The sequence below is a fragment of the Pseudoalteromonas sp. SaAl2 genome (assembly GCF_052947895.1).
Window position 1 is genome coordinate 1,887,919 of sequence record NZ_CM129605.1, and the last position, 12,210, is coordinate 1,900,128.

At 40.1% G+C, this 12,210-nt stretch carries 9 protein-coding genes and 2 pseudogenes; 6 read left to right on the forward strand and 5 right to left on the reverse strand.

The window, feature by feature from the left end; all coding sequences use genetic code 11:
• Positions 1 to 128 precede the first annotated feature (128 nt).
• From aat to infA, 3 genes are all read left to right on the forward strand, one after another.
• Positions 129 to 845, forward strand: a complete 717-nt coding sequence (gene aat / locus ACU8V8_RS09165; RefSeq protein ID WP_446889548.1) for a leucyl/phenylalanyl-tRNA--protein transferase — start codon at positions 129 to 131, stop codon at positions 843 to 845.
• Entirely contained in the window at positions 838 to 1,542 is a 705-nt protein-coding gene (locus ACU8V8_RS09170; RefSeq protein WP_446889549.1) for an arginyltransferase, read from the forward strand. Before aat ends, ACU8V8_RS09170 begins: the two co-directional genes overlap by 8 nt.
• Positions 1,543 to 1,632: 90 nt before the next feature.
• Positions 1,633 to 1,851 carry a translation initiation factor IF-1 gene (gene infA / locus ACU8V8_RS09175; protein WP_002962494.1) on the forward strand — a complete coding sequence of 73 codons (219 nt, stop codon included), beginning with the start codon at positions 1,633 to 1,635 and terminating at the stop codon, positions 1,849 to 1,851.
• A 177-nt stretch (positions 1,852 to 2,028) separates the two neighbouring features.
• On the opposite strand, the pseudogene clpA reads toward infA, so the two are convergent.
• Together clpA and clpS are read right to left on the reverse strand one after the other, a co-directional pair.
• Positions 2,029 to 4,294, reverse strand: a pseudogene (gene clpA, locus ACU8V8_RS09180) (ATP-dependent Clp protease ATP-binding subunit ClpA).
• Positions 4,295 to 4,362: 68 nt separating this feature from the next.
• Positions 4,363 to 4,671: an ATP-dependent Clp protease adapter ClpS gene (clpS, locus tag ACU8V8_RS09185; protein ID WP_421961542.1), complete on the reverse strand. Its 309-nt coding sequence runs from the start codon at positions 4,669 to 4,671 to the stop codon at positions 4,363 to 4,365.
• 209 nt (positions 4,672 to 4,880) lie between these two features.
• Between clpS and cspD the strand changes: the two genes are divergently transcribed.
• Together cspD and ACU8V8_RS09195 are read left to right on the forward strand one after the other, a co-directional pair.
• Positions 4,881 to 5,096: a cold shock domain-containing protein CspD gene (cspD, locus tag ACU8V8_RS09190; protein WP_058558936.1), complete on the forward strand. Its 216-nt coding sequence runs from the start codon at positions 4,881 to 4,883 to the stop codon at positions 5,094 to 5,096.
• A gap of 480 nt (positions 5,097 to 5,576) precedes the next feature.
• Positions 5,577 to 7,800, forward strand: a pseudogene (locus ACU8V8_RS09195) (NADP-dependent isocitrate dehydrogenase).
• Between the two features lie 123 nt (positions 7,801 to 7,923).
• On the opposite strand, the gene ACU8V8_RS09200 reads toward ACU8V8_RS09195, so the two are convergent.
• From ACU8V8_RS09200 to ACU8V8_RS09210, 3 genes are all read right to left on the reverse strand, one after another.
• Entirely contained in the window at positions 7,924 to 9,165 is a 1,242-nt protein-coding gene (locus ACU8V8_RS09200) for an amidohydrolase family protein (RefSeq protein ID WP_446889550.1), read from the reverse strand.
• A gap of 12 nt (positions 9,166 to 9,177) precedes the next feature.
• Positions 9,178 to 10,560 carry an amidohydrolase gene (locus ACU8V8_RS09205; RefSeq protein ID WP_446889614.1) on the reverse strand — a complete coding sequence of 461 codons (1,383 nt, stop codon included), beginning with the start codon at positions 10,558 to 10,560 and terminating at the stop codon, positions 9,178 to 9,180.
• Between the two features lie 112 nt (positions 10,561 to 10,672).
• Complete coding sequence (locus ACU8V8_RS09210; protein ID WP_446889551.1) at positions 10,673 to 11,458, reverse strand: hypothetical protein; 786 nt, start codon at positions 11,456 to 11,458, stop codon at positions 10,673 to 10,675.
• A gap of 347 nt (positions 11,459 to 11,805) precedes the next feature.
• On the opposite strand from ACU8V8_RS09210, the gene ACU8V8_RS09215 reads away from it, so the two are divergent.
• Positions 11,806 to 12,177 (forward strand): DUF3718 domain-containing protein, encoded by a 372-nt coding sequence (locus tag ACU8V8_RS09215; protein ID WP_446889552.1) that lies wholly within the window; start codon positions 11,806 to 11,808, stop codon positions 12,175 to 12,177.
• Positions 12,178 to 12,210 lie beyond the last annotated feature (33 nt).

Here is a 12,210-nt window from a genome sequence, read left to right on the forward strand (position 1 = left end):
ACGCGCTTTTTTTTGCCTAACATTTACTTAGGCAACTACCCTAACCTAATTGTTTTGCATTTGTTGTTTATGATTTTAAAGCAACAAGTTACAATTTATCTGCTCGCGTAGTAATAAGAAACGGTGTGATGACAAAACAACTCTATCAATTATCCCAAGACCATTTTATTTTCCCAGATCCACAGTATGCGCTAGATGATCCTGATGGGCTGCTAGCTGTAGGCGGCTGCTTATCTGTTACGCGATTAAAAAACGCTTATAGTCAGGGGATTTTTCCTTGGTTTAGTAAATACGAGCCTATTATGTGGTGGTCGCCAAGTGAGCGTGGCATTATCGAGCTTGCTGATTTTCATGTCAGTAAAAGTTTGCGTAAACATTTACGCAAAAATCCCGTGACAATTACGATTAATACCGCTTTTGATGAAGTGATTGAAGCATGTCAACAACAACGTATTGACGCAGAAGGTACTTGGATCACAGACGAAATGCTCAATGCCTATAAACAAGCTCATTTAGACTCTCTGGCACACAGTGTCGAAGTATGGGATAACGGTGTGCTAGTAGGTGGTTTGTACGGCATAATGCAAGCTGGGGTGTTCTGTGGCGAGTCTATGTTCCATTACCAAACCAACGGCTCAAAGCTTGCGATGTGGGCGTTAGTTAATTGGCTTAAACGCCACAATGCTCATTTTATTGATTGCCAATTAGAAAACCCTTATTTACTGTCTTTAGGTGAAAAAATTGTACCTAGAGCTGATTTTTTAACTAAACTTGAACAAGCAGCAAGTTACAAAATCCCAGCTACTATGTGGCAAGCTCAGGAGCTTACAGCAATTTATGACTGATCATCTACCAGCTCGCTTAGGTTTAAGCCAACAATTTGATTGCAGCTATTTGGGCGACCGCCAAGAGCAATTACTGGTTATATTAGATCCCAGCTGCTACAACAGCAGTAAATTTGAAACTTTACTTGGTTTAGGCTTTCGCCGTAGTGGTGACCAAATTTACCGACCACACTGCCCTGTATGCAGTGCGTGTAAGTCGGTGCGTGTCTTGGCCAACAAATTTTTACCGTCTAAATCTCAAAAACGTAAACTTAATAAAGCAAAAACGGTCTTTGAAGTAAAATATTCAGAGCAAGAGCGCGCTGAATATTACCCACTCTATAGTAAGTACATAACCGAGCGCCATCAGGATGGCTCTATGTATCCTCCAGAGCAATCACAATATAATAGCTTTCTGTTTTGTCATTGGTTGCCTATTACATTTATTGAGCTATGGCATGCTGATACCTTGGTCGGCGTTGCTGTAACTGATTGTATGGACAATGCAATTTCAGCTATTTACACATTTTTTGATCCTGATTTTGAGCATTACAGTGTGGGTACTTTAATGATTTTAGAGCAAATAAAGTTCGCTCAAGCGTATAATAAAGAACATCTCTACTTAGGCTATCAAATAGACGAATGCGCTAAAATGCGTTATAAAACTCAGTTTTTGCCTGCCGAAAATAGGGTTGATGATGCTTGGCTGGCTATTTAATTTACAAAAATAGCTGCTGTGCCTTTACTTATTGGTGTATTTTGGGCAAAATCTGCATCGTTTAACTATTAAAGAGGTGTTACGCTAAACATGGCGAAAGAAGACGTAATCGAAATGCAAGGGACGGTCCTTGATACTTTACCAAATACAATGTTCCGAGTTGAGCTTGAAAATGGTCACGTTGTTGTGGCTCACATTTCAGGTAAAATGCGTAAAAACTATATCCGTATTTTAACCGGCGATAAAGTTACCGTAGAAATGACCCCATACGATTTATCAAAAGGTCGCATCGTATTCCGTGCTCGCTAAGTTAGTGCGTTAACGAAATATCAAGTTTTTAGCTAAGTTGATTAAGTAACTTAGTTACTTTCTACAACAGCTTGAAGCGTTTATTAAATGTAATTGAAAGCATCTGCAGACCATTACATTTAATAAACAAAAAGCCCAGCATTTGCTGGGCTTTTTGTTATCTACATATTGCAATGATTATGCAGGCGTTAAATCGGTTTCAAAATCAAAACGCAATTTTTTATCTTTAAGTGACACTTTAACTGTGCCTCCTTCGATTAATTCACCAAACAAAATCTCATTCGCCAATGGCTTTTTAAGTTCCTCTTGAATAACACGTCCCATGGGTCGTGCACCCATTGCTTTGTCATAGCCTTGGTCCGCTAACCATTCACGTGCTTTTGAGGTGAGCTCAAGATTAACCGATTTTTTATCAAGCTGAGCTTGCAGCTCAACAATAAACTTATCGACCACTAATAAGATCACATCGCGCTCTAGATGGTTAAACCAAATAATGTTATCTAAACGGTTTCTAAACTCAGGCGAGAACACCTTGTTTATCTCGCTCATCGCATCATGGGAATGATCTTGCTCAGTAAAACCAATCGACTTACGAACAGTCTCTTGTACACCGGCATTAGTTGTCATTACCACTACTACGTTTCTAAAATCAGCTTTACGGCCGTTATTATCAGTTAAAGTACCGTGATCCATTACTTGCAATAAGATATTGTAAATATCTGAGTGGGCTTTCTCTATCTCATCCAGTAATACAACCGAATGTGGATTTTTAATAACCGCTTCGGTTAATAAGCCACCCTGTTCAAAGCCAACATAGCCTGGAGGCGCACCAATTAACCGACTTACCGCGTGGCGCTCAACATACTCAGACATATCAAAACGAATAAACTCAACACCCATGCATTTAGCAAGCTGTTTAGTTACCTCTGTTTTACCTACACCGGTAGGCCCTGCAAACAAGAACGAACCCACAGGCTTGTCTTCATTTGATAAACCTGAGCGAGATAAGCGAATAGCAGAAGTAAGCGCGTCAATTGATTGATCTTGACCAAACACTAACATTTTAAGATTACGATCAAGATTTTTAAGTGTTTCTTTATCACTTGATGAAACACTTTGCTGTGGAATACGAGCCATTTTAGCAACGATTGACTCTATATCTGCCACACCAATTGTTTTTTTACGTTTTGAACTTGGTTGTAAGCGTTGGCTTGCGCCTGCTTCGTCAATCACGTCAATAGCTTTATCCGGTAAATGACGCTCATTAATGTATTTGGCACTGAGCTCCGCAGCTGCTTTAAGTGCTTTTTGCGTATAACGAATACCGTGGTGCTCTTCGTAACGCTCTTTTAGACCATTAAGAATCTTGGTGGTATCAGCCACACTTGGCTCAAGCACATCAATCTTTTGAAAACGACGCACTAAAGCACGGTCTTTTTCAAAGATGTTTTTTGTACTCGTTGTAAGTGGTAGAACCCATACAACGAAGTTTGCCACTTGATAATAGTGGCTTAAGTAGGTTTGAGGCGTCCATAACGCCGCCTGACGCTGCTCCCGCACCAATAATGGTGTGAATCTCATCAATAAATAAAATCGCGCCTGGTTGCGCCTGAAGCTCTTTAAGCAGGGCTTTAAAACGTTTTTCAAAGTCGCCGCGGTATTTAGTCCCAGCTAATAGCGCGCCCATATCTAACGAGTAAACGACTGCATCGGCAATTACATCGGGCACCTGTTCATTTACAATACGATACGCAAGGCCTTCAGCAATGGCCGTTTTACCAACCCCAGCTTCACCAACCAATAACGGATTATTCTTTTTACGGCAACATAAAACTTGAACGGTACGCTCGACTTCATTATCACGACCTACCAGAGGGTCAATGTTACCTTCAATCGCTTGAGCGTTTAAATTAGTCGTGAAATTATCAAGCTTTGAAGGTTCTTCACCTTGCACTTCTTGTACTTCTTCATGGATATCATCAGTGTCTTCACCGCCTATTTCATCATCAGATTTTGCAATCCCATGGGAGATGAAATTAACAATATCAAGGCGTGAAATATCACTCTTTTTGAGTAAGTATACCGCTTGGCTTTCTTGCTCAGAAAATATAGCAACCAGCACATTCACACCAGTTACTTCGTTTTTACCCGACGACTGCACATGGAATACTGCACGCTGTAATACGCGTTGGAAACCCAGCGTAGGTTGTGTTTCACGCTCTTCCTCTAGATCTGGAATAACTGGCGTGGTTTCGTCAATAAATTCTGATAGCTCTGTTTTAAGCGCTGCCATATCAATTGCGCAAGCATTGAGCGCCTCGCTTGCCGAAGGGTTATCAAGTAGTGCAAGTAATAGGTGCTCTACTGTCATAAATTCATGGCGGCGAGTACGCGCTTCACGAAACGCCGCGTTTAAAGTTAGTTCTAAGTCTTTGTTTAGCATTGGCAACCCCTTACTGAGATAAATATATATACCGTTGTGATGGGTATTTTGATCACCCTACCTTGGTATTATTCCTGCTCACAACTACAAAGCAGTGGATGCTCGTTATCACGCGCATAACGGTTTACTTGCTCAACTTTGGTATTTGCAACATCTGCGGTATACACCCCACATATTGCCCGACCGTTTTGATGAACCTGTAGCATCACATCTGTTGCTCTATCGCTATCCATATTAAAAAACGTCACTAGTACTTCTATCACAAAGTCCATAGGCGTGTAATCATCATTATTTAAAATGACTTTGTATTTTCGCGGTGGTTGTAGCTTTTGCTTTTCACTGTCGCGAACTGTGTCTAAAACACCTGAATCTTTCATGCCACTCATAATTAAATATAGTCTTGTCTTTGGAACTCAAGCAAACTTGAATAAAAAAATAAATTAATTGTTAAAAAATAGTTTAAAACACTTGACTGATCGTATAAATAAACTACAGTCAATTATAGATTGATTAAACCTTAGTCAGTCTATCAAATTATACGGTTTAGAATAACTAAATTAGTCAACTTATAGAAGGATGTAGAAGTATGGCTTGTGGTAAAGTCAAATGGTTCAATAACGCCAAAGGTTTTGGTTTCATCGTAGAAGACGGCTGCGAGAATGATATATTCGCCCATTACTCAACGATTGTAATGGACGGTTATAAAACACTTAAAGCTGGTCAAGATGTAACATTCGAATTGCAACAAGGCCCAAAAGGCCTACATGCGACTAATATTGCTCCTAACGAAGAGTTAGTGTAGTTGTTATAGAAGTTCGACACTACAAGCGAGCGACCTGTAAAGATCCTCGCTTAACTTCTTATTCTGATATTTTCTATTCTCTATTTACAGCCCTGCGCTTTGCTAATTAAATACTTAAAAAGTACAAAATCTGTCCTTTGTCTTGAAATTCCTTTTTAATGCCCCCATGTAATAGCCAAACGACTTCAAGATTCAGAACTCGTATCTTGAGGTCGTTTGGTTATATTTTGTATTAGCCCTTTTGTGCCAAGCTTGTTACACTCTTTGTGCTTAAAAAGCCCAGAAATGGCCCTTTAAGTGGTAAAACTATGCTAATGGCTAATTCCATTGGCGGGTTTTTAACATTAAATTTATAGCAGTTCGTCAGGTGTGGTTATTGAATTACAGTATTAACACCTAACAGACTGATCATTGCCAGCAGTGGTGATGATATTCTTGCATTGTTGAATATGGCTTTATGCCTACTATCTAGGAATGATGATGACATCAAAAATTATCTACACTAAAACAGACGAAGCTCCGGCACTCGCAACTTACTCTTTGCTACCGATCATTCAAGCATACACAAATGCCGCTGGTGTTGAAGTTGAAACTCGTGACATCTCCTTAGCTGGCCGTGTTATTGCTAACTTCCCTGAGTATTTAACCGAAGAGCAACGCATTGGCGATGCACTAGCTGAACTAGGTGAGCTTGCTAAGACTCCTGAAGCTAACATCATCAAATTACCAAATATCAGTGCGTCTGTTCCACAATTACGCGCTGTTATAAAAGAACTACAAGAAAAAGGGTATGCACTTCCAAACTACCCAGCCGAACCAAAAACAGACGAAGAAAAAGCAATTCAAGCGACCTACGACAAAATCAAAGGTAGTGCAGTAAACCCTGTATTACGTGAAGGTAACTCTGACCGTCGTGCGCCAGGTTCTGTTAAAGAGTATGCACGAAACAACCCACATTCAATGGGTGCATGGAGCAAAGAGTCTGCTTCATACGTTGCTAGCATGAGCGAAGGCGATTTCTTTGGTTCTGAGAAATCAGTAACGGTTGACCAAGCAACAGATGTACGCATCGAGCACGTTGCTAAAAATGGTGATGTATCTGTACTAAAAGCAAGCACTCCGTTACTTGCTGGTGAAGTCATTGATGCATCATCAATTAGCGCAGCTAAATTACAAGCTTTTTTAGCAGCTGAAATTGATGCAGCAAAAGAAAAAGGCGTATTGTTTTCATTACATATGAAAGCGACCATGATGAAAGTATCTGACCCAATCATCTTTGGTCACGCTGTTAAAGTATTTTATAAAGACGTATTTGCCAAACACGGCGAATTATTCGAAGAGATAGGTGTTGATGTAAATAACGGCCTTGGCGATGTATATTCTAAAAATCCAATCTTTAGACGAAGCAAAGCGCACTGAAATCGAAGCCGATATTCAAGCTGTTTATGCACAGCGCCCTGCTATCGCAATGGTTGATTCAGATCGTGGGATCACTAACCTTCATGTTCCAAGTGATGTGATCATTGATGCGTCTATGCCAGCTGCTATCCGCTCTAGCGGCCAAATGTGGAATAACGATGGTAAATTACAAGATACAAGCTTTGTAATTCCAGATCGTTGTTACTCAAGTATTTACCAAGCAACTATCGACTTCTGTAAAGAGCACGGTGCATTTGATCCTACCACTATGGGTAGCGTGCCAAATGTTGGCCTTATGGCTCAAAAAGCAGAAGAATACGGTTCACACGACAAAACTTTTGAAGCAAAAGCTGACGGTGTAATTCGTGTTGTTGATGCTAACGGCACTACTTTACTCGAGCACAATGTTGAGCAAGGTGATATTTGGCGCATGTGTCAGGTTAAAGATGCACCAATCCAAGATTGGGTTAAACTTGCAGTAAACCGTGCTCGCGCTACAGGTAACCCGGCTATTTTCTGGCTTGATGAAAACCGTGCACACGATGCGCAAATCATCAAAAAAGTAAATGCATATTTACCAAACCACGATACTGATGGTCTTGATATCCAAATTTTAGCACCGCTTGAAGCAACTCTGTTCTCACTAGCGCGTATTAAAGAGGGTAAAGACACTATCTCAGTAACTGGTAACGTATTACGTGATTACTTAACTGATTTATTCCCAATCCTTGAGCTTGGTACAAGTGCAAAAATGCTTTCAATCGTACCACTTATGAATGGCGGTGGTTTATTTGAAACAGGTGCAGGTGGTTCAGCGCCTAAGCATGTACAGCAATTCGAAAAAGAAAACCACTTACGTTGGGATTCTTTAGGTGAGTTCTTAGCTTTAGCTGCTTCACTAGAACATTTAGCAGTGAATACAGATAACAAAAAAGCACAGGTACTTGCAGATACACTTGATAAAGCAACGGGTACTTTCCTTGCTGAAAACAAGTCACCTTCTCGTAAAGTAAAAGAAATTGATAACCGTGGTTCTCATTTCTTCTTATCTCTATTCTGGGCTCAAGAACTTGCTAAGCAAGACGATGATGCAGAGCTTAAAGCTCAGTTCACTCAGATTGCTAGTGACTTAGAAGCACAAAAAGAGCAGATCGTATCTGAACTAAACAACGCTCAAGGTGTTGCAGTAAACGTAGGTGGTTATTTCCAACCTAACGATACAGCAGCATTCAATGCAATGCGCCCAAGCGCAACATTTAACGATATTCTAGCTAAACTAGTTTAATCGCTAATATGTAAAAAAGGCGCTCATTGAGCGCCTTTTTTTGTGTCTGGGGTATAAACCAAGACGATGCATAAAACACATATAAAAAGCCGCTACAGCGGCTTTTTATAAACTAGCTAAACACTACTTAGTGTATGCGCGTGGCATTTCTGAGTCAGTCATGTAACGATTTCTCAGTTTGTCCTGACGTGATTCAGTTGACACTTCTTCGCCGTTGATGAACATTTTAGTCACATGGCTGTTGAGCTCAAATGGGTCATCATTCCACATAACTAAATCTGCCGCAGTACCTACAGCAACGCGCCCGGCATTAATACCAAACACATCAGCAACATTAGCTGTAATGGCTTTTAAGGCACCTTCTTGCGTCATACCATATGACACAGCATTACCGGCATCAAAGCGCAATTGATATACATTGTGGCTGCCGTCACCAGCGATTGCGAGTAACACTTTTACGCCTGCTTTCTCAAGTTCACCCGCATTACTTAAACTAGCATGCAAAGAGTCAAAGCTACCAGGTAAATTATCCATTGAACTTACGATCACTGGTACTTGCGCGTCTGCTAATTGCTGTTTAACAACCACCGCATCTTGCGCACCTGCAATCACTAAGTTAAGTGAAAATTGCTGTTTTAGTTTGATGAGCTCAATGATATCTGATGCACGTGAAGCACTGACTAAAAGCGGCATCTCACCGGCAAGTACTTTTGTTAATACTGTATCTTCAGTACTCGGCTTGCCATCGTCTTTTTTATCTTTCTTCGTTGATTTTTGCTGATGGCTAGTCAACTTATCAATCAATGTTTTAAGCGACATAGCACGAGAGCCTTTACGCTTTTCACCTAAGTGAACAACTAATGCAACCTGTGTTTGTTTAACGCTGTCAAACTCACCACTTAAATCAACCACGCTGGCTAGACCTGCAAAAATACTGTCACCACCGTGAGGAGTAACAACATCACGAGTAATGCCGCCTTTACGTGCATAAGGGATAAGGCTAGAGCGCGGGTTAAAGGCCAGGCTTGGATCAAAGTCGATACCCGCTTTGTCATCCCCTGCATCACGCGAGCCAGCTACAGCCCCAACTTCAACCAGACCTAGTTGATTCAAACTGCCAATAAAACCAGCGGTTACGATTTGGCCTTTAGCATCAACAATGTTGTCAGCTTCGACTTTAGCAGGGTTAATCGCTGTAATTTTACCTTCATCAATAATGATACTGGCACCTTTTAAAACACCTTGCTCTGTTGATGTATGAACTGTGGCATTAATTATGGCTAAAGACTCTGCGTTAGCTGTTGCACTTGCAATTAAACCAGCAGCAACTAGCGAGAGCGAAAATGATTGTTTTAATTTTGTCATTCTAGTTACTCCTTATTTTTGACCTAACATGAAATCACTTTGTGGTTGAAACGCTTCATCATCACGGTCATACACTTTGGCACCGTCAACAAAGACTTGTTCTGCTTTAGCGTAAACACTAAAAGGACTTTGATTCCAAATTACTACATCACCTTGCTTACCTGCTTCAAGTGAGCCTGTTTTATCTGCAATACCCAGTGACTTAGCAGCATTAGCCGTGATCCATTTAATGGCATGCTCTTCAGATATATCAAAACCATTATCATTAGCGCGGAACATTACTTTACCCGCTTCTTGGTTTAAGCGCTGAATAGTTGTATCAGAATCTGAGTGAACAACGGCACATGAGTTTTTCACTGCATCAACAATCGCAACGTTTTCTTGAACCATGTCGTAGGCTTCCATTTTAAAGCCCCACCAGTCTGGCCAAAGTGCAGCACAAGAGCCGTTTTCAGCTAATAAGTCAGCAATTTTATAGGCTTCAATACCATGGTGGAAGGTACCTGCGTGATAACCAAACTCTTTAGATAGGTCAATCATCATTGCCATTTCTTCAGCTTTATAGCAGTGATTATGGATCATTACTTCGCCATCTAATACACCACGTAATGTATCGTATTTGATATCACGGTGCGGCACCTTTGGATTTTTACCTGCTGCGTAATCTGACTCGTATTTATCCCATTCACGCTTATATTCTGCCGCACCAATCCATGCTGTGCGATAGCCTGCCATGTTACCCATACGTGTTGAAGGTAATACACCTTTACGACCATATACACGCTTAGGATTCTCACCACATGCCATCTTTAAGCCATACGGTGCATCTGGAAACTTCATCCCTTGCATCGTATGAGCTGGCACATTTTTAAGTGTTACACCGCGCCCACCAAATAAGTTTGCAGAGCCTGGTAGAATTTGCAATGACGTTATGCCACCTTCACGTGCGCGATTAAAGCCTGGATCCTGTGGCCAAATAGAATGTTCAACCCATACTTCTGCCGTATTAGGACTGGTCATTTCATTACCGTCTTGATGTGATTCAACCGATGGGTTTGGATACGCCCCTAAATGTGAGTGAACGTCGATTAATCCAGGCGTTACCCATTTACCTTGCGCATCAATTGTAAGATCAGCACTGGCTGCTAAGTCTTTACCTACCTCTTGGACTTTACCATCAACCAGTAAAACGTCAGCTTCTTCTAAACGCTCACCGGTGCCTGTTAAAACTGTGGCATTGGTGATCAACGTACTCGTTGATTTAAGTGGCTGATAAGTACTTGGGTATGGATTTTTATTGATTGTTACTTTTTCGTCTTGTGGTCCGTTATCTTGGCAGCCAGCTAAAGCAATACCAAGTGCAACGACCAGCAATGAAGGAGCAAATTTTTGCATCATGTTAATCTCTGTTGTTTTTTATTAATGTATATAAATGCGCAGCATAAAGCCAAAAAATAAGCTGAAGCTGCATTTATTTAAGGTAAATGTAATTTAATTACATCATATGTTATTTTTTTATATAGTTAATATAGAGCTTATCTAAAGCAGCTTCTGTAGTTAAACTTGGATCTTTATTAATAAAATGTTTTACCGTGCGAGTAACAAAGTCTGAGTTTTGTTTATGCTGTTTTGAAAAATCTTTTATTAAGCTATTGCCATCTTTTGCTGCTGTTACTTTGTCGTGGCGATGGCGATACTGACTAAGTGCCTTATTAAAATCACCTTGGTAGTCTTCAACAAGTATTTTATAAAAGTCGCTTTTGTGCACTTTGAGTTCTGTAATACAGTAATTAAGAGCCTCTTTAAAGTCTGTAAAGATCACGCCTTCAACATCAAACTCAGGTGTTTTCTCTCTAACGGTGACTTTCGCCTCTTCAGTTGCATAGCTAAAGCCCGTAAACGCCATACGTTGCGCCGCTTCTTCGCCAAGAGCCATACCTGCTTTGATACTATGAGCAAATTCATCACTCATATCATTGAGCTCACTTTCGTGCCACATATTATAAACTCGTAATGGCTTAGCATATTTAGTTGCGAGCTTTTTCTTAAGCTTGATAAAGCGCTCATCAATTGTCAATAATCGTTCATTGTGAAGTAATGCATGACACTCATAACAAGCAGATATACTAATGAAGTCGGCATCTTCACCCAAATCGATAACGCTTTGTAGCATATGCAATGGCGGGCAATGATCTCGCTCTGTAGCCTCGCAGCCACAATAAAAACACTGATTAAAGTTTTGTTGTTCGCAAGCATACGCTTGCTGGTAGTAACGGGAAAACTTGCTACTCACATAGTCTCCATAGCGAGATAAAAATAATTATTGAGAATGATAACAGCCTGAGAATATATGTCAGCCAAGATAATCTATAAAGTGCTTTCACTCTAAAGTAAATGAACTGTAAAGCCAATGAAAACAGGATGAAAAACAATCAAAAACCAATAAAAAACCAATAAAAAACGGCAAAATAAATCACTTTAAATGTGTCAGTAAACATACTTTTTCTGATTTTAAATCAATTAATTAAATAAGTATGACATGACTGACATAGTTACTTACATATTGTCGATTTTCATTTACAGCATTCTATAAAAATAAAGCCAATAATTAACTCGTCAACTGACATCAAACACTGGAGAATGATGATGAAAACTTTAACTACTACTCTTTGTACAACTTTACTTATTGGCGCAGCAACATTGACAGCAACCACAACTCAAGCAGCAGAATTTGTTGGCGCAGATAACAGCCCAGGTACTTTAGTATGTATGGCCGTTACTTCAAACAAACCTATTACATTGGCTGCCACTATGCGTGACGTACGAATGAGTAAAAAAGTAGCAATAAACAAGTTACACTGTAACGATACAGAACTAGGAAAATTTGCAGCCATGTATGGTTTTAATAAAAGCGCAAAATACTTAAACCTTGATACAACTGGCAAAACAAGTATCCATGATTTAGCGAAAACAAACGATAACAGTGTCCTAGTTGTCGCTGGTTCAAAATAGAGTATGGGATACTCATGCCATAATTAAGCAGGC

Bases quoted from the DNA above. Each gene is read 5' to 3' on its own strand.
- cspD (WP_058558936.1), top strand. From the start codon at position 4,881: ATGGCTTGTGGTAAAGTCAAATGGTTCAATAACGCCAAAGGTTTTGGT.
- ACU8V8_RS09215 (WP_446889552.1), top strand. From the start codon at position 11,806: ATGATGATGAAAACTTTAACTACTACTCTTTGTACAACTTTACTTATT.
- clpS (WP_421961542.1), bottom strand. From the start codon at position 4,671: ATGAAAGATTCAGGTGTTTTAGACACAGTTCGCGACAGTGAAAAGCAA.
- infA (WP_002962494.1), top strand. From the start codon at position 1,633: ATGGCGAAAGAAGACGTAATCGAAATGCAAGGGACGGTCCTTGATACT.
- ACU8V8_RS09170 (WP_446889549.1), top strand. From the start codon at position 838: ATGACTGATCATCTACCAGCTCGCTTAGGTTTAAGCCAACAATTTGAT.
- aat (WP_446889548.1), top strand. From the start codon at position 129: ATGACAAAACAACTCTATCAATTATCCCAAGACCATTTTATTTTCCCA.
- ACU8V8_RS09205 (WP_446889614.1), bottom strand. From the start codon at position 10,560: ATGCAAAAATTTGCTCCTTCATTGCTGGTCGTTGCACTTGGTATTGCT.
- ACU8V8_RS09200 (WP_446889550.1), bottom strand. From the start codon at position 9,165: ATGACAAAATTAAAACAATCATTTTCGCTCTCGCTAGTTGCTGCTGGT.